Here is an 18,421-nt window from a genome sequence, read left to right on the forward strand (position 1 = left end):
TGGGCAGGGGGAGTCCTGGTGAAAAAGGTTCGGGGAAAGTTAAATAGAAAAGCGGTATGGATACCCATTTTGAGCCTTGTGCTGGTATTGACAGCAACCATCATCTATCAATACAATAAACCATTGCCAAAAGGCCTTTCTTTCGAAGGGGAAGTTCACACTGTAGAAGATATTAAGTTCTTATACGATTTAACTTTTGAAAAAGATAACGGCAGAAGAGAAAGTGATCAGCAGATTTTTAACCGGATATTAGAAGCAATTGGTGAGGCAGAGGATTTTATCGTGATGGATATGTTTTTATTCAATGGTTTTAATGATGGTGATAAAGAATATCCGGATATTAGCGGTAAAATAACTGAAGAGCTCATCGAACAAAAGCAAAGCCACCCCAATATGGATATTACGGTGATCACAGATCGGATTAACAGTACATATGGATCGCATGATGTACCAGAATTCAAGAAACTGAAAAAGAATGGTATAAATGTAGTTTATACCTCATTAGTTCCATTAAGAGATTCTAATCCTATCTATTCGGCATTTTGGCGTGTTTTTTTACAATGGTTTGGCCAGGGTGGCGAAGGCTGGCTTCCCAATCCGCTTGCAGAAAATGCTCCTGAAGTGACATTTCGGTCCTATCTCGATCTCATGAATATTAAAGCAAATCACCGGAAAGTTTTTGTAACGGAGAAAACAGGAATTGTCACATCTGGAAATCCCCATAATGCCAGCGGTTTTCATTCAAATATCGCGTTTGAAGTAAAAGGGTCAATTTTAGCTGACCTCGTGAAAACCGAGCAGGCGGTGGTCGATTATTCAGCATCAGGCAAACTGACAAATGCTAAGCCTGCAGACAGCAATAAAACAGGCACGGTTAAAGCCCAGGTGCTGACTGAAGGCAAGATTTATAAACACATTATTAAAGAAATCAATAAAGTCAGGAAAGGTGAAACCATCTGGCTTGGCATGTTTTATCTTGCTGACAGAAAAGTGGTTGATGCACTAAAAGAAGCAGCCGACAGGGGAGTAAAAGTAAAAATGATCCTGGATCCAAATCAGAACGCTTTCGGCTCTGAAAAAATTGGGCTGCCCAATATACCTGTGGCAGCTGAATTAGACAAATTAGGCCATGAAAACATAAAAATCAGATGGTACAATACGGGCTTTGAACAGTACCATGCGAAAATCATGTATGTAACCGGGAAAGAAAATAATATGATCATAGCTGGTTCAGCAAATTTTACAAAGAGAAATCTGGATGATTTAAACCTGGAGACAAATTTAAAAATTAGCGCTCCTGACCAATCGCAGGTTATGAAGGATGTCGACAGCTACTTTAATAAGCTTTGGAATAATAACGGTGCAATCTATACGAATAACTATCCATCCAATGAAAAAATGCCAGTGGTAAAATATTTTACTTACAGACTGCAGAAGCTTACTCACTTTACAACATACTGATAAAAACTTGAAACCTTTCCTATATTAATTCCGTTAATATAGGAGGGGTGAAAATAAGTTAAAGACATTCTAAATTTTCTTCCCATTATCTGATTATTTCGATACGATGGTTGAAGGGAGGAAATGGAATGTATAAAATTGAAACAAATCCACAAAAGTCTCCCGCTAAAAAGCTTATTTTAGCGGGGCTTTTGCTTGCTCTTATACTGATAACGTCAAGCATATTCGCGTTTTTATATCCTTTTGCCTCTAAGGAAAAGGTATCCTACTTTAAAGAAGATCATCCAATTTTGTTTAATGGCAAACAGACGGGCAATGCTTATATAGAAGGTGAATCGATCTACCTGCCTTTAACGTTTTTGCAGGAATTTGTCGATGAAGACATTATATTTGATGAACATTCACAATCCATCATAATCGCCACAAAAAATAATGTTGTACAGATGCCACTTGAATCTTTGAGCTATTATGTGAATGAGAAACCTATGAAACTGGATTTTACAGCTGCTAAACAGCTGGGAAAAGACAGATATTTGTCGATCGAGCCGCTATTGGCTTTCTATCCAATTACTTATTCAATTCTATCTGATACAGGTGCAATATGGGTTCAAAAGAATGGGGAGTCAATGGTTTCCGGTAAGGTGAAGGAAAAAGGTATTCATGAAGAACTGCTTCGGCTGCGGACGAAAGACAGCCTGAAATCCCCTTATACGGCTTCAGTTTCTCCGAACGAGAATGTTTTAATTGAACAAGAAAAGGGAGACTACTATTTTATTAGAAAAGAAGACGGTACAGCTGGATATTTGAAGAAACAATACATCAAAAAGGGTGAGAGCAAACAGATTGCTATTTCCCTTGAAGAATCAGTTAAAGCAGCGCCAGAAATGGAAGGACCTATACAGCTGACCTGGGAAGCTGTATATTCAAAAAATCCCAATACATCTAAAATTCCGAAGATGCCTGGCGTTAATGTCATTTCGCCAACATGGTTTGAGCTTGCGGATGGAAAAGGTTCCATCAAAAACCTGGGATCGAAGGATTATTCATTATGGGCAAGAAAACAGGGATACCAAATATGGGGCTTATTTTCAAATGCATTTGACCCTGTTTTAACACATGAAGCATTTGGTTCTTTTGAAACAAGGCAGAATATGATTCGGCAGCTTCTGCATTTCAGTCAATTGTATGAATTAAATGGGGTCAATCTTGACATTGAAAATGTTAACCCGGAGGATGGTCCATTAATAACGCAGTTTGTGAGGGAAGCCGCTCCGTACTTTCATGAAGCAGGTTTAGTCGTATCAATGGATATCACATTCATTTCATCCAGCGGTAATTGGTCAGCTTTTTATGAAAGAGATAAACTTGCCGTGATAGCAGATTATTTGGTTGTCATGGCTTATGATGAGCATTGGGGAAGCTCGCAGGTGGCAGGAAGCGTTGCGAGCCTGCCGTGGGTGGAAGAAAACCTGAAACATCTGCTGGAGTTTGTGCCCAATGAAAAATTAATATTGGGAGTGCCATTATATACTAGATTGTGGGAACAAAAATCAAACGGGGATGTTTCTTCTAAAGCGCTTTCTATGAGCAAAGTGAAAGAATGGCTCAGTCAAAATAAAGTTACTCCAGCATATGATCCGGAAAGCGGGCAAAATTATGCTGAGCATTTTTCAGAAAAAGATAAAATCACATACAAAGTGTGGCTTGAAGATGAAATATCATTAACAAAACGGGCTGAATTGGCAAAGAAATATAATTTGGCCGGTGTGGCAAGCTGGAGCAGGTACTTTGCAGATGAAACAGCTTGGGCAGCATTATCATTAAATAAGAAGGAAGTTACTAAGAAATGAAATAAGGCCGGAGAAAATCCCGGCCTTATTTTTCTGCTTCTACGTTAATGTGACAAAAAGATCTGACTGAAAATAATCCTCTATCAGTTAACTTTAGCTCAGGTATTACTGGAAGCGCTAAAAATGAAAGCGTCAAAAACGGGTTGAATTCCATGCTGCATCCGACTGTTCTTAGCGCATGATTCAATTCAGACAAACGTCCGAAAATAAATGAAGAATCCTGATCACTCATGAGCCCCGCAATAGGCAGGGGCAGTTCCGCAAGGATTTCTCCATCCTGGACAACAACCAGGCCGCCTTTCATCGATGCAGTATGCTTAATGGCCGCCAGTAAATCTTCATCAGAGGTGCCAGCTGCCACAATATTATGGGAATCGTGGGCAACCGTTGAGGCAATGCCACCTCTTGTAATCCCCAGTCCCTTAATTATGCCAAGCCCGATGCTTCCGGTGAGATGATGCCGCTCCACCACAGCCAATTTTAAATAATCTTTTTCAGGATTAGGCTGGAAATAGCCATTAAGTGAATCTGCCTTTTCCAACAGGTGTCTGGTCACAATGCTGTTCGGTATAATGCCGATAATATTGGCATCACCAGTTCCAATGTTGATGTTTAAATCTTCACCCTTTAAGCTGCCGATTTTGACGCTGTCCAAGATGGCAGGCGCAGGTTCGACGCTAGCCGGAGCTGGATCCTTAATGATCCCGTTTTCTGCAGCAAGTATTCCGCTCTTTATTACTTTTTCAATCTTAACCTTCCTAAGATCACTAATAAAAACCAGGTCGGCTTCATAACCCGGAGCAATAGCCCCTTTATTTTTCAGACCGAAGCATTCTGCTGCATTCAGTGTGGCGATTTGAACGGCAAGGACAGGATCCATCCCTTCCTTAATGGCCATTCTGACATTATAATCAATGCTGCCTTCTTTGATCAGGTCATCCAGATGCTTGTCATCCGTTACGAATAAACAGCGCCTTGCGTTATGTTCGCTGACAGATTTAAGAAGTGCTAATAAGTCCCTAGCCGCAGACCCTTCCCTCAGCATCACATACATCCCTTTTCGCATTCGGTTCAGCGCCTCTTCAGGGTTTATGCATTCATGGTCTGATTTAATGCCTGCTGCCATGTATATATTAATTTCATCTGCATTAAGTCCTGCTGCATGCCCATCGATGTTTTTTCCTTTGCTATGTGCGTCTTCCAGTTTTTTTAGCATTTCTTCATCATTGTTCATAACAGCAGGGTAATCCATTACTTCGCCAAGACCGAGTACTCTCGGGTGGCCGTAATATTGTTCAAGATCCTTATAACTGAGGGAAGCGCCGGCATTTTCAAATAGAGTTGCAGGCACACAGGATGGAAGCATAAAAAATACATCAAGCGGGATCGCATTTGAAGATTCCAGCATGAAATCAATGCCTTTTGTTCCACTGACATTGGCTATTTCATGAGGGTCTGCAATGACAGTCGTTACTCCATGCGGAAGGACAACATTGCTGAATTCTGCAGGGGTAACCATCGCTGATTCAATATGGACATGCCCATCAATGAACCCGGGGGCTATATAGCTGCCCCCAGCATCAATCATTTCCTTCCCTTCATAGCTTCCTAAGCCTGCTATGAATCCATCGGCAATGGCTATGTCTTCCTCGATGATTTCACGTGTAAAAACATTTATTATCTTCCCATTTTTAATAACCAGGTCGGCAGGAGTTCTTTTGGCTGCCACGTCAATTCTTTTTCGCAACGTTTCAATGGTAAGCTTCATATGGACTCCTCGCTTTTTAAATAATGACAGTCATCAGATTAATGTCCGCCCATAATGAAATTAATAATAAAGGCAGCACTGACAAAATACATGATCCAGTGGATTTGATGATGCTTGCCTGTAAGAAGCTTAAGCAGTGTATAAGAGATAAAGCCGAATGCCAGTCCCTGGGCGATACTGAAAGTTAATGGCATGAGAACGATTGTTAAAAAAACAGGAATGACATCAGTGAAGTCATCGAAGCTTATATGTTTAATTTCACTGAGCATTAAGGCACCAACGAGTATAAGAATAGGTGCTGTGGCTACAGACGGTATGAAATAAATGAGAGGAGCAAAAATGAGTGACAGGAAAAATAGTACAGCTACAGTTAAAGCAGTTAAGCCAGTGCGTCCGCCTTCCGAGATCCCTGTGGCGTTTTCCACATAAGCGTTTAAGGCAGTGCTTCCGAAGGCTGCACTTGCCATCGTGCCGACTGCATCTGCCTGAAGGGCACGATCCAGATTTTCGATTTTCCCATTTTTATCAGTAAGGCCAGCTTTTCTTGATAATCCGATGAGGGTAGCTAAATTGTCAAATAATTCTACAATAGTAAAGGAGAAAATGACTGAGATGATGCCATATTTTATTGCTCCCATAATATCCATAGCTAAAAACGTCTCAGACATGCTTGGGAGGCTGAGAGATACAATATCACTTACGCCCTTTGGGTAGGCAATGAAGCCAACAATCATGGCCAGCGCACTTGTACCCAATATACTAATAAGCAGGGCGCCTTTTACTTTCTTTGCCATCAGGAGGGCGGCAATAATTAATCCGAATAGGGCAAGAAGCGGCCCCTGGCTTGTGATGCTTCCCAGGCCGACAAATGTAGCTTCATTTGCGACCACAAGTTCTGCATTTTTTAAGCCAATAAAAGCAATAAACAAACCAATTCCAACACCAATAGCTGACTTTAAGACGTCCGGGACACCATCTACGATTTTTTGGCGGACTCCCGTAACGGTCAAAATTAAAAACACAATACCCGATATAAATACAGCTCCAAGGGCTGTTTGCCAGGATAGACCTTGGCCAAGGACGACTGTGTAGGCAAAAAAGGCATTCAGCCCCATCCCAGGAGCAACCGCTACAGGGAAATTTGCCCACAGTGCCATTAGGAGAGTACAGAAGACACTTGCGTAAATAGTTGCAGCAAGTGCGGCTTCTTTTGGTATTCCTGCGTCAGCTAAGATAATCGGGTTGACAAAGATGATATAACTCATTGTCATAAACGAAGTAACACCTGCAAGAATTTCTGTCTTTACATTGGTTTTTCGTGCGGATAGCTTAAAGAGCCTTTCTAAAAGGTTCCCATCAGAGGCAGGCGGGAGGCCCGACCCAAGATCCTTTCCGATCATCGACATGAAAAGTCACTCCTTCTTCATGGTAAGTGTCCATCCTGCAAAACAAACTGACTTGAACCATGGAATAGGCGGGAGTTATACATTATTTTGGTTAAATAGGTTCAATAAAGACATCCATAATTCCACCGCAGATTCCGCCATCTTCAAAAAATAGCCCTTTTGTTAAATCAACGCGCTTTTGACCTGGAGCATTCGATTGGATGACTTCGAAAGCCATCTCAATCACTTCGGCTTCACCGCAGCCCCCGCCAATTGTACCTTCGATTCTTCCGCAGGGAAACACAATCATTCGGCTTCCCGTTTTCCTCGGAGTGGACCCTTTGGTGCGAATAATGGTGGCGAGCGCTGCTTTCTCACCTCCTTTCCTGACTTCCATGGCACGCTTTATGAGCTGCATTTGGTCCATTCGCCAGCCCCCTCATGGAAACCCATCTTTGCATACTTCTTAATTTGTGTACTTAAAGAGTTTCCAGATTTTTGATTTTTTACTTTCAGAATTTCTGCCATGATACTGACTGCAATCTCTGCAGGTGTTTCTGCTCCGATATCAAGTCCCACAGGGGTGTATAGATTGGCAAAGGTTTCATCCGGAAAATCCTGCTGGAGTTCTTGAAAAACACCAGAGATACGTCTTCTGCTGCCAATCATTCCTATATAGCCTGCCTGACTGTTCCTTTTTAAAAGTTCATTCAAACTGAGAACGTCATATTTATGCCCCCTGGTAAGAAGGAGAATATAGGTTTTTTCCGATATTTCAACATGCCTGAAATAATGCAGGTAGGATTGGCAAACCACTTCTTGTGCAAATGGAAATCGTTCTCTGTTTGCGTACTCTTCCCGATCGTCTATTACTGTGACGAAAAATCCCAGCATCCGTCCCATTTCTGCCACGGGTTCACACACATGGCCCGCCCCGGCTAAAATCAAGTGGAGCGGAGCAGGGAAGTATTCTGCAAAACATTCAATTATCCTGTCCTTCCACACAAATTTCACAGTGCCGGACCGTTTTTTGCTCACTAGTTTACTGCATTGTGTTATTAAAAGATCTTTCACATCCTGTGGCAGCAGCAGTGAGTCTTCAGTGCAAAAGCTCCCATCTGGCCATAATAAAGCTTTGGCTCCGAGGACCTTTTTATCAGGATAATCTGTTATGGTAAGCAGAAATGTGTCTTTCCGGTTATTGGCTGACTCATTTAATTTGGCAAATAAATGGGGGCTCATCAATTGGATCACCTTGCAGATTGGATTTTTTGTTTTTTGAGATCTTTCAGTGCATTAAAAACTCTTTCGGGAGTAGCGGGCAGATGGCAGATTCTAGCTCCTGTTGCATCATATATGGCCGACATGATAGCTGCAATAATCGGAATCATCACAACTTCCCCAATTCCCTTTGCCCCAAAAGGACCAGATTGTTCGGGCTCTTCAACAGGGAAGGTCTCAATCAATGGCGTCTCGCGAATAGTGGGGATGATATAATCAGTAAAGTTTCGTGTCTTATGGTAACCATTTTCTATCAGCACATCTTCAAAAAGGGTATAGCCGATGCCCATTACTGCTCCGCCTTCAGCCTGGCCCTCTAACCCCTGGGGATTAATGACTTTTCCTGCATCAGGGATGGAAACAACCCGCAAAACATCCGTCTCGCCTGTTAAAGTATCTACTTCAACCATCACGACATGGGTCAAATATCCGTATAAATGATGGGGAGCACCCCCAGAACCTTTGATTTCTTCCTTTTCTTTTGGCAGGTAGAAGTGTCCTTCTACTCTGGCAGACTGATGATGGTCAAAAAGGTACTTATAGATAGACTTATAGGGTATGATTTGTCCATCGGCTGAAATATGGTTTGGTCTTAAGTCAATTCTTGATGCTTGCAGATTCAGCATTTCTGCAGCTGTTTGAATAAGAAGTTCAGTCATCTTGGGCGCTGCTGCCGCAACAGCTCTTCCGCCGGTATAGGTGGAGCGGGAGGCAGTTACAGTACCGCCATCAAGTGTTTTCAGAGTATCTCCTTGAACGATCATGATATTGCTGATATCACAGTTCAGCATCTCAGCCGCTATCTGGGCGTACACAGTGCTATTGCCTCCGCCGATTTCCTCGCATCCGACACCTACAAGAAATTTTCCGTCGGGCAGAAGTTCGATAGAGGCGGCTCCATAATCAGGCAGTCCAATTCCCATTCCAATGCCATGAAAGGAAGTTGCGAGGGACACACCCCGTTTTTTCCATGGCTCACTCACTTCGGATTTATACTTTTCACGGTTCTTCCACAGATCGCAATTTTCTGCGGTTTCAAGTGTTTTATAGGTGCCTACACTGGATTTGACAATGTGGCCGACACTTGAAACGTCGCCTTGATGATAGACATTTTTTTTGCGCAGTTCAATTGGATTCATTCCCAGTTTTTCTGCAATCATATCCATATGGGTTTCAATTCCCATACATACCTGGTTGACGCCAAAGCCTCTGAAGGCACCGGCAATGCCATTATTGGTATAAACACAGAAGCCTTCAAGATCCACATTTGGAATTTTATAAGGACCGCAGGAATGTTCGATTGCCAGAGCGATGACTGCCCCTCCGAGTGAAGCATAGGCACCGGTATCTCCAATAGCAGTTACCTGATTAGCGAGCAATGTGCCGTCTTTTTTGGCAGCTGTTTTCATTTTGACTTTAAAAGGATGCCTTTTTATGCCCGCAATAACAGATTCTTCTCGGCTTAAATGAATTTTTACCGGCCGCCCGTTTGTATGCATGGCAAGGAGGGCCAGATAAATTTGAACCGTAATCTCATCCTTCCCGCCGAATGCTCCGCCAATAGGACTTGAAATGACTCTTATTCTTTCAGGATTATAGGCAAGGGACCTTGCAATCTGCATTCGATCGCGGTACGCGTATTGGCCAGGGCAGCGAATTGTGATGAACCCTTCTTCATCCATAACTCCCCAGCCGCCTTCTGTTTCAATAAATGCATGCATTTGGCGGGGGGAAAAGAAGGTATTCTCCACAACGATGTCAGCTTCTTCGAAGGCTTTTTCAATGTTTCCGTTTTTTATTTTCACATGGCTGTGCAAATTGCCATCAGGATGAAGCTTTGGAGCAGAATCTGTTAAGGCATATTCTGCATCAGCAACAACTTCGAAAGGCTCATAATCCACTTTGATTAAAGTCAGTGCCTGTTCGGCAATTTCAGTGGTTTCAGCTGCAACCAAGGCTACAGCATCTCCGGTGCACCGTACGACATCTGAGCACAGAACAGGCTGATCGGGAACAACAATCCCAAATCCATTAAAGCCGGGTATATCTTTATGGGTGAGTACACAAATAACACCAGGGAGGCTTTTAGCTGCTTGAGTGTCAATGGATTTAATTTTGGCATGCGGATATACAGACCGCAGCACTTTGCCCCAAACCATATCGTCAAATTGGTAATCGGTCATATATTTTAATTCTCCGGTTACTTTTTCCGGACCATCAATTCTTTTTACTCTCTTTCCAACCCATTTGGTGCTCACTGGTTTTCCCACCTCCTGATTAGACGGTATAATCCTCTTTCCAGTAAAGCACTTGCCATATCTCTTCTATATGCAGCAGTTGCTCTTCCATCTGAAATGGGCATGACCTCTTTCCAGGCAATTTTGGCGATGTTCTGGATTAAATCATCGTTTAGCTGCCCCAGGGTAAGCATTGATTCACATTTGCGTGCACGGATAATAGTCGGTGCCACAGATCCAAAGGCGATTTTTCCTTCGATGCATTTGCGGTCCTGGTCCATTGTGAGTGAAATGGCAATATTCACAATGGAAATGGATTGTGCTTTACGGGGGCCAAGCTTTTGGAAAATGCCTATTTCATTTGGTTTTTGCGGTTTAATTAGGATTTTTGTAATCATTTCATTTTCTTTTAAAATGGTCCTGCCTGGACCAATGATAAACTCTTCGATTGGAATGATTCTCTTTTTCGTCAGCGAGGCGAGTTCAAGCATTGCACCGAGAGCATACAAAGCCGGAAGGGTATCGCCTGCAGGAGAAGCAGTACCAATATTGCCGCCGATTGTTCCCATATTCTGCATTTGAGTGGCCCCGATTTCTCGGGCTGCTTCTGCGAGAACATCCGCTTTTCTCTGCAGAAGCGGTGAATGAATCAAATCGGTATGTGTGGTCAAGGGGCCAATATGGATAAAATCTTCCCTTTCTTCGATATAGCGCAGCTCTTTTACGTTTTTAATATTAATCCATATTTCTGGCCGCCATTTGCCTTCCTTCATCCGGACTGCTGCATCTGTACCGCCGGCTATCAATCTATGTTTCCTGCCTTCCTTGGATAGCTGGGTCAGACACTCGGATAGAGAGGAAGGGGTAATCATGTCAATTTCAGAAACGAGCATTGATTTACCTCCAGGTTATTTTTTTAGTGCATTTATATAATCATCCTGATTATTCAGGTTAAGATGAATCTGATCATTTTCCACGGGCACCTCAAGAAGAAATTTTTCATGCTCTTGAATTACATCTCTCAAACCCATTCTTTCTTCCTTGATAGATAAAAGATCGTTCCTCAATTGGGCGGAAAAGAGGATAGGGTGCCCTCTTTTTCCTTGATGGCTTGGAACTGCAATCAGGCTGCCTCTTTTTACAAGTGATTCTGCAAGCATGTTAATGGTGAGTGATTGAAGCGGCTGGTCAACGGATGTAATAAGAATCGTTTCTGCTGACTTTACAGCGGTTTTAACCCCAGAAATGATTGAGGAGCATTTTCCTTCATAGAATTGTTCATTAATGATGATTTTGATAGGGTATTTCTTTGCGATGGGAATGAATGCTTCGGCTTTGTAGCCCAAAACGACAACAATGTCAGAAAATACTGATTCCCTGAGGTTTTGCAGCTGATGCTCAAATAAGGTCGTTCCTTTCCACTGCAGCAGTCCTTTTAAAGTACCCATCCTGCTGGATCGGCCTGCAGCAAGAACAATAGCTGTATGTGTCATAGACTATCTGGCTGTTTCAGGTTTGGATATTTTTTTTGCAGCAGCGGTCTGAACTGCCTTGATAATTTTTGTATAGCCTGTACAGCGGCATAGGTTGCCCCCTAATGCTGTTTTAATTTCCTCAACAGATGGAATCGTGTCAATTCTATCTAAGAAAGCTTTAGCTGATACGATGATTCCCGGAGTACAGTAACCGCACTGTGTTGCTCCTTCAGCAATAAATGATTCCTGAATTACATCCAGATTTGGTGATAAGCCGACTCCTTCACAAGTCGTGATCACCTGGTTTTCCGCCTGGCCAGCGAGGACTAGACAGGAGCATACAACCTCTTTATTGATTAGTACAGAGCAAGATCCGCATTCTCCCTTTCCGCAGCATTCCTTGCTGGCAGTCAATCCTAAATCTTCCCTCAAGACATCCAGGAGCGTTTTTGCAGGCGGGCAAACGACCGTACGTTCCTTTCCATTAACAATAAATTTAATGCTTTTCAAATCTTCGCCTCCTCAAAGAACTTTGAAACTTTAAATGACGATGAGAAATTATGTGAGTATTTTGTAAGGGTTAATAGCCTGGCGAGCAAGAAGAGGTATTTAAGCTATGATATTATGCATATTCTTCTAAATAGACTAATAAGCACAAAAAAATTCCTGCACAAAAGGTTCCTGGCTGCTGTCCACAGGAAATATGCCTTTCGTAGATAGGAATTCCGGTTCCTAGTAGAAACCCTCAAACCGATTATTGAGGTTATACGAAAAATTCTATTTGATTTTTCAGTGTGCTGGAGGGAGGTATTATCAAGACAATTATAGAAATAGAGGGGGAGTTGATTTGTAGTGTAATAGTTAAGTTAATATTTTGTCAAGTGAGAATTTTCTGATAAATGGTATTGACTTATAAAACTGCCTTGTTTAATATAGTGAATAACAGGAGGACTACATGACTGTAATAACCTCAAAATTCCATCAATCATTAAAAAAAGATCTCGCTTTTCTTTATAATCGTGTCAATCAGGAGATCTATGGTACAGGCGTAAAAAAACAGCGTCTTGAAACTTTTGATGATAGAGTCATCATATTTGCACAGCATAAGCGTGTTCAGGCACTGCATATGCTAAGCCAGAACTTTCATCACCTGACAATATCGGTTGATTCAGCATTGATTGTTGAATTTAAATCGCTTTTAAAGGGGCTGATTGAAGATTCTCTCCATTTGAAAGTCAAAACGATTTTAAAAGATTACGATCCTGATACCGAAGAAGCATGCACAGTTATTTATTTTAAAGAATAGCAGTTTTACATTATGTTTGGGGAAGCTGTGCATGCCGCGGTTTTTCTTAAACCCTCATATCGGAGCGGTTCCTTTGCCTTTTGTTTAACGGAAGCTGAATGAAGCCGCAGTAATAGAACATCTATGTGTACTTTGATGTTATCTATTGCTGCGGTTTTTTTTATACACATTTTTCTTATGGGAGGTGATGTCTGTTTTTATCCGCTGGAGTCAGGCTGAGGCATAACAAAGAATTAAACCTGGAGGGGAAGTCTTTGGAAAAGCTAAATCCTTGGAAAGTAGGGACTTTGGGATTTCAGCATGTGCTTGCCATGTATGCAGGTGCTGTTATTGTTCCACTGATTGTTGGACCGGCAATAGGGCTCACTGCCCAGCAGCTTGCTTACTTAATTTCAATTGATTTATTTACTTGCGGGATTGCTACATTGCTTCAAGTTATAGGGGGGAGGCATTTTGGCATCCGGCTGCCGGTGATACTTGGATGTACTTTTACAGCAGTCGGACCCATGATTGCCATCGGGAATCTGCAGGGCATCACAGCCATCTATGGGGCGATTATTGCTTCAGGAATTATCATCATGATCTTATCTCAATTTATGAGTAAAATAATGAGATTTTTCCCTCCGGTCGTAACCGGTTCAGTGGTAGCTATTATCGGGGTTTCCTTAATCCCTGTTGCCATGAATAATGCTGCAGGAGGACTTGGTTCCCCAGAATATGGAAGTGCCCAGAATCTATTTCTGGCTGCATTTACACTGGTTCTAATTATTTTAATGAACAGGTTCTTTAAAGGCTATATGAGAGCTATATCTGTGCTGCTGTCATTGGCGGCTGGAACGATCACTGCTTATTTTATGGGGCTTGTCAGCTTTGCCGAAGTAAGCCAGGCTTCCTGGTTTCATGTTGTTCAGCCATTTTATTTCGGATTCCCGACATTCAATGCCTCGGCCATACTTACAATGACTTTAGTAGCTATTGTGAGCATGATTGAATCTACTGGGGTTTTCCTGGCTCTAGGAGATGTCTGTGAGAGAAAGCTGGGCTCCAAAGACATTAAAAAAGGGCTGCGTGCAGAAGGGCTGGCTGTAGTGATAGGGGGAATTTTTAATGCGTTTCCTTATACATCCTTTTCACAGAATGTGGGACTTGTAGCGTTAACTAAAGTGAAAACGAGAAATGTAGTTATCGCAGCTGGCGTTATTTTGATGATTTTGGGGCTTCTGCCTAAAGTGGCAGCTCTGACAACGATTATCCCTATGGCTGTTCTAGGCGGAGCAATGATTCCAATGTTTGGAATGGTGATCTCATCCGGAATCAGAATGCTTTCTGTTGTTGATTTCAGCAAAAATGAAAACTTGCTTATCGTTGCCTGTTCCATAGGAATCGGACTTGGCTCGGCAGTTGTCCCGCAAATTTTTGAAAGTCTTCCAACAAGCGCACGCCTGCTGGTTGAAAATGGGATTGTACTGGGAAGCATCACAGCAATTTTATTAAATTTGGTATTTAATTATAAAGATTTAAATATAAGTGAAAGTGAAAGAATCGAACAGCTGAAAGGAGATCATTCAGCTGAAGCGATTTAAATGCAACTGCTGAAACCATCTGTCTCTTTTTTGCGAGACAGAAATCCAAATAATAGATAGGAGCAGGAGAAATGGATTTAATTCTGAAAAATGCCAACATTCCCCAGGGAGATCGTCAGGTTTTAACAAATATTCTGGTTAACGAGGGGAAAATTGTTGGCTACACCAATGACATTTCTTTTCTGAATGCAGCCAGGGTAATTGATATTAAAGGAAAATTAGTCGTTCCAGGCTGTATTGATCCGCATACTCATTTTATGGATCCAGGCTTTACTCATAGAGAAACCTTTGCAACTGGCAGCCGTTCTGCAGCAGCGGGAGGCTTAACAACCATTATAGATATGCCATGCTGCAGTAAGCCATCCGTTCGTGATGGGGAGAGCTTCAATAAAAAAATCGGACCAATCAGAGATCAGGCTTATATTGATTACTGTTTCTGGGGCGGCATGACAGGAGAAGATGCACGTGAAGGCTGGATCGATAATATTTATCCGCAGATCGACCAGGGAGTTGTTGCCTTTAAAGTTTACATGACTCCTTCTGTCCCTACCTTCCCTAAAGTATCGGACGCAGAAATGCTGGAAATTTTCAAAAACGTTGCAAAAACCGGACTCCCAATTGGAGTTCATGCTGAAAACTATGATATCTGCACATTCAATTCCAAGAAACTTGAAAAAGAAGGGCGCCTTGACGGTCCAGCATGGGCGGAAGCACGTTCAAGCCTCGCTGAGAAGGTAGCCATTGAACTGATTCTAAGCTTTGCAGAAGCTACAGACGCACGTGTACATGTGGTACATATGAGCACGAAAGAAGGCGTCGAGCTGGTTAAAGCAGCAAAGAAGCGTGGTGTTAAGGTTACAGCAGAAACCTGTCCTCACTACCTTGTTCTCAATGCAAAGGACTCCATGTCAGAGCGCGGTTCCTATGCAAAGATTGCTCCTCCTTTACGAGGAAAAGAGGATAACGAATCTCATTGGCAGGCTCTGGCTGACGGAACAATCGATTTTGTCGGTACAGACCATGCCCCATATGAAATTGCCACAGAAAAGGATTATCCCGGGGCAACGATCTGGAACACTTTCCCCGGCATACCTGGTGTAGAAACGATGGTACCGATCCTTGTCAGTGAAGGATTAAATAAAGGCCGTTTATCCCTATCAAGGTTTGTCGAGGTAACAAGCCGCAATGCTGCCATTCATTATGGCATTTACCCTAAAAAGGGATCAATGGAAATTGGCAGCGATGCTGATTTCACTGTGATTGATCTTGAGAAAGAGTATGTAATAGACGAGCAGAAAACAGAATCAATGGCTAAATATAACCCTCTGCATGGCATGAAGCTTAAAGGAAAGCCAGTCCAAACGATCATACGCGGAAAAGTGATTTACGAGGATGATGAAGGCATCGTTGGAGAAGCAGGCTATGGAGAGTATGTTCCCCGCCAAAATATCCAGAGACTTGAGAGAACTTTAAAATATGAAAAATACGAAGCGGTAAAAGCAAAAACAAAAGACCCAGTAGCACAGCAATAAATACTTATAAAGAGGGAGGCTGTCCGGATTGGAACTTAGGGGAAAAAAGCACTGTGTGGTCATTATTGATATGTTAAACGACTTTATCGGTGAAAAAGCAGCATTAAGGTGCGAGAATGGCGAAAAAATAGTTCCTAAAATACAAGAGCTTATTCAATTCGCTCATGAACACAATATCCAGGTTGTGCATGTTCAGGAAGCTCACAGAAAAAATGACCGTGATTTTCGCGTGAGGCCAGTCCATGCAGTTAAAGGAACCTGGGGTTCGGAATTCATTCCAGAGCTCCAGCCTGATGAGAGCAAAGGGGATTATGTGGTCCAAAAGAGGCGGCATAGTGCATTCAGCTACACCGATTTTGATCTCTTCCTGAGAGAAGAAGAAATAGATACTGTGGTACTAACTGGAGTCTGGACCAATGTATGTGTTCGCAGTACTGCTTCTGATGCTTTGTATCATGGCTACAACGTCATTTGCATTTCAGATGCCACCGCTTCCCAGGATGACGATATGCATGTATCAGGTTTAAGAGACATTGATATCTTCGGGGATATATTATCAACAGAAAATTACAAAAAGCTGGCTAAAAAGAAATTCTCCCAAGACGAATCTGTTGTCTAACTCCTCTTTAGGAATAAGAAGAAAGCGAATTTTAGTTGGCATTACCGGAGCAAGCGGATCATTGTACGCCTATACCTTGATCCGCGCTCTTCATCAATTAGAGATCGAAACGCATTTAATTGCTACGGAGATGGGAGAAAAAGTAATGCAATTTGAATGCGGGATCAAGATGGACGAGCTGAAGGAGTATGCCACTATCCACAGCAACCGGAATCTTTTCGCTGCGGTTGCCAGCGGATCCTTTAAGACAGACGGAATGGTTATCGTACCATGTTCGATGAATACATTGGGAGCTATTGCGAATGGGGTCGGCGATACGCTATTAAGCAGGGCTGCCAGTGTTGTCTTAAAGGAAAATAGAAAGTTCATTATTGTTCCAAGGGAAGCACCTTTTAATTTGATTCATCTGCGCAATATGACTCTCCTTGCTGAGAGTGGAGCATGTATAATGCCTGCATCACCAGGCTTTTATCATAAGCCGACAGAAATATGGGAGCTGGCCAACTTTATGGTGGCGAGGATATTGGACATGCTGGATATTGACCATGAGCTGCTGGAGAGATGGGGGGAAAAGGCATGAACCCTGTAACAATGAGGGCATTGCTGGATAGATGGGAAAGCATGGGGTTTCTTCATCGGGTGAAAAAAGAGGTGGATCCTATGCACGAGCTGGGTGCGGTGATTAATGCCAAAAATGGAAGAGAGCCTTTTTTATTTGAAAAAATTAAAGGCTATCAATCTTCCATGGCTGCCGGTTTGGGTGGTGACAGAGAGCTGATGGCTGACAGCATGGGTATCCAATCTGGGGAACTTATTCCTAAAATCATCGACTCTATTGTTAATCCTATTCCAACCACATTAAGGCAAACGGGCCCTGTTCAGGAGAATCTGGTGACCGGGGAATTCGATCTTGCAGACTTGTTTCCTATCCCAACCTATCACGCGGAAGACTCTGGTGCTTATTATGTCTCAGGAATATTGGTGGTTAAAGATTTATCAGGGAGAAAAAGATATACCTCCATTCGCAGAATGCAATATCTTGGCGGAAATCGAACAAACATCCTCATAACCTCCCCAGAGCTGATGGAGCAATATGCCCATTATGAAAGCATTGGCGAACCGATGGAAGTGGCTGTTATGTTTGGCGTGGTTCCAGCAGTTGTATTAAGTTCTCAGATTAGTACACATTTGTATCATACCGACAAATTGGATGTAGCAGGTGCACTGCTCGGTCAGTCCCTTGATGTTGTTCAATGCAAAACAGTTGATCTGGAAGTACTGGCTGAGGCGGAAATTGTTTTGGAAGGCAGAATGCTTCCATATGAAAGAGAACTCGAAGGACCTTTTGGCGAACTGGCAGGCTATTATGGCACCAGAACGCCTCAGCCGGTTGTAGAGTTTTCAGCCGTTACTTACCGCGATAATGCTATCTCACAGACTATTTTTCCATCAAGCTATGAAGAAAGGCTGCCAATGGCGCTTGTAAGGGAAGCCACTCTTTTAAGCACTGTCCGGCAGGTGGTTCCAAATATAAAAGCTGTACATATCCCGATGGGCGGGGTGGCTCGCTATCATGCAGTCATTCAGATTGAGAAGAAGCATGATGGTGACGGCAAACAGGCAGCACTTGCAGCTTTTGCAAGCGATAAGGATTTAAAGCATGTGATTGTTGTAAATGATGACGTCGATATTTTTGATTCAGATGATGTTGAATGGGCCATAGCTACAAGAGTCCAGGCAGGTGATGACATATTTATCGTACAAGGTGCAAAGGGATCGCCGCTCGAATCGTCCCATCATTTAAAAGGAGTCAGTGATAAGATGGGCATCGACGCAACCTATCCGCTTGGAAAAGAAGAGTTATTTAAAAGGACTTCGATCCCCATTGAAGTGAATCTCGAAGACTATCTTTAAGCTTCTGCAG

The 18,421-nt window shown here is 42.6% G+C and carries 16 protein-coding genes and 1 riboswitch; of the genes, 8 read left to right on the forward strand and 8 right to left on the reverse strand.

The window, feature by feature from the left end:
- Nucleotides 1-18 precede the first annotated feature (18 nt).
- Together ACEQ1T_RS08680 and ACEQ1T_RS08685 are read left to right on the forward strand one after the other, a co-directional pair.
- Nucleotides 19-1,461, forward strand: coding sequence for a phospholipase D family protein (locus ACEQ1T_RS08680; protein WP_370222483.1), 1,443 nt, complete (start codon nucleotides 19-21; stop codon nucleotides 1,459-1,461).
- A 128-nt stretch (nucleotides 1,462-1,589) separates the two neighbouring features.
- Nucleotides 1,590-3,311 carry a glycosyl hydrolase family 18 protein gene (locus tag ACEQ1T_RS08685; protein ID WP_370222485.1) on the forward strand — a complete coding sequence of 574 codons (1,722 nt, stop codon included), beginning with the start codon at nucleotides 1,590-1,592 and terminating at the stop codon, nucleotides 3,309-3,311.
- Between the two features lie 25 nt (nucleotides 3,312-3,336).
- On the opposite strand, the gene ade is transcribed toward ACEQ1T_RS08685, so the two are convergent.
- The 8 genes from ade to ACEQ1T_RS08725 form a co-directional block, all read right to left on the reverse strand.
- The gene (ade, locus tag ACEQ1T_RS08690) at nucleotides 3,337-5,079 is read right to left on the reverse strand and encodes an adenine deaminase (RefSeq protein ID WP_370222486.1); all 1,743 of its coding nucleotides are present in this window, start codon (nucleotides 5,077-5,079) and stop codon (nucleotides 3,337-3,339) included.
- 38 nt (nucleotides 5,080-5,117) lie between these two features.
- Nucleotides 5,118-6,485, reverse strand: coding sequence for an NCS2 family permease (locus ACEQ1T_RS08695; protein ID WP_370222487.1), 1,368 nt, complete (start codon nucleotides 6,483-6,485; stop codon nucleotides 5,118-5,120).
- Between the two features lie 91 nt (nucleotides 6,486-6,576).
- A complete protein-coding gene (locus ACEQ1T_RS08700) occupies nucleotides 6,577-6,891 on the reverse strand; it encodes an XdhC family protein (protein ID WP_206837474.1) in 315 nt (104 codons plus the stop codon).
- Nucleotides 6,870-7,706 carry an XdhC family protein gene (locus tag ACEQ1T_RS08705; RefSeq protein WP_370222488.1) on the reverse strand — a complete coding sequence of 279 codons (837 nt, stop codon included), beginning with the start codon at nucleotides 7,704-7,706 and terminating at the stop codon, nucleotides 6,870-6,872. Before ACEQ1T_RS08705 ends, ACEQ1T_RS08700 begins: the two co-directional genes overlap by 22 nt.
- Before the next feature lie 8 nt (nucleotides 7,707-7,714).
- Nucleotides 7,715-10,003, reverse strand: coding sequence for a molybdopterin cofactor-binding domain-containing protein (locus ACEQ1T_RS08710; RefSeq protein WP_206837481.1), 2,289 nt, complete (start codon nucleotides 10,001-10,003; stop codon nucleotides 7,715-7,717).
- On the reverse strand, nucleotides 10,000-10,875 hold the full coding sequence (locus ACEQ1T_RS08715) for a xanthine dehydrogenase family protein subunit M (protein ID WP_370222489.1): 876 nt from the start codon (nucleotides 10,873-10,875) through the stop codon (nucleotides 10,000-10,002). The genes ACEQ1T_RS08710 and ACEQ1T_RS08715 overlap by 4 nt, the downstream gene beginning before the upstream one ends.
- Nucleotides 10,876-10,890: 15 nt before the next feature.
- The gene (locus tag ACEQ1T_RS08720; RefSeq protein WP_370222490.1) at nucleotides 10,891-11,475 is read right to left on the reverse strand and encodes an NTP transferase domain-containing protein; all 585 of its coding nucleotides are present in this window, start codon (nucleotides 11,473-11,475) and stop codon (nucleotides 10,891-10,893) included.
- 3 nt (nucleotides 11,476-11,478) lie between these two features.
- Complete coding sequence (locus tag ACEQ1T_RS08725; protein WP_370222492.1) at nucleotides 11,479-11,967, reverse strand: (2Fe-2S)-binding protein; 489 nt, start codon at nucleotides 11,965-11,967, stop codon at nucleotides 11,479-11,481.
- 183 nt (nucleotides 11,968-12,150) lie between these two features.
- Nucleotides 12,151-12,248: riboswitch (purine riboswitch) on the reverse strand.
- Between the two features lie 164 nt (nucleotides 12,249-12,412).
- Here ACEQ1T_RS08725 and ACEQ1T_RS08730 point away from each other — a divergent pair.
- From ACEQ1T_RS08730 to ACEQ1T_RS08755, 6 genes are all read left to right on the forward strand, one after another.
- Nucleotides 12,413-12,763: a Na-translocating system protein MpsC family protein gene (locus ACEQ1T_RS08730; protein WP_206837492.1), complete on the forward strand. Its 351-nt coding sequence runs from the start codon at nucleotides 12,413-12,415 to the stop codon at nucleotides 12,761-12,763.
- A 254-nt stretch (nucleotides 12,764-13,017) separates the two neighbouring features.
- The gene (locus ACEQ1T_RS08735; RefSeq protein ID WP_370222494.1) at nucleotides 13,018-14,346 is read left to right on the forward strand and encodes a nucleobase:cation symporter-2 family protein; all 1,329 of its coding nucleotides are present in this window, start codon (nucleotides 13,018-13,020) and stop codon (nucleotides 14,344-14,346) included.
- 71 nt (nucleotides 14,347-14,417) lie between these two features.
- Nucleotides 14,418-15,878, forward strand: a complete 1,461-nt coding sequence (allB, locus tag ACEQ1T_RS08740) for an allantoinase AllB (RefSeq protein ID WP_370222495.1) — start codon at nucleotides 14,418-14,420, stop codon at nucleotides 15,876-15,878.
- A gap of 28 nt (nucleotides 15,879-15,906) precedes the next feature.
- Entirely contained in the window at nucleotides 15,907-16,497 is a 591-nt protein-coding gene (locus tag ACEQ1T_RS08745) for a cysteine hydrolase family protein (protein ID WP_206837499.1), read from the forward strand.
- Entirely contained in the window at nucleotides 16,490-17,077 is a 588-nt protein-coding gene (locus ACEQ1T_RS08750) for a UbiX family flavin prenyltransferase (protein WP_211202430.1), read from the forward strand. The genes ACEQ1T_RS08745 and ACEQ1T_RS08750 overlap by 8 nt, the downstream gene beginning before the upstream one ends.
- Entirely contained in the window at nucleotides 17,074-18,411 is a 1,338-nt protein-coding gene (locus ACEQ1T_RS08755) for a UbiD family decarboxylase (protein WP_370222496.1), read from the forward strand. Before ACEQ1T_RS08750 ends, ACEQ1T_RS08755 begins: the two co-directional genes overlap by 4 nt.
- Nucleotides 18,412-18,421: the final 10 nt, after the last annotated feature.

The organism is Cytobacillus sp. (assembly GCF_964223445.1).
In the GTDB taxonomy this organism is placed as follows: domain Bacteria; phylum Bacillota; class Bacilli; order Bacillales; family Cytobacillaceae; genus Cytobacillus.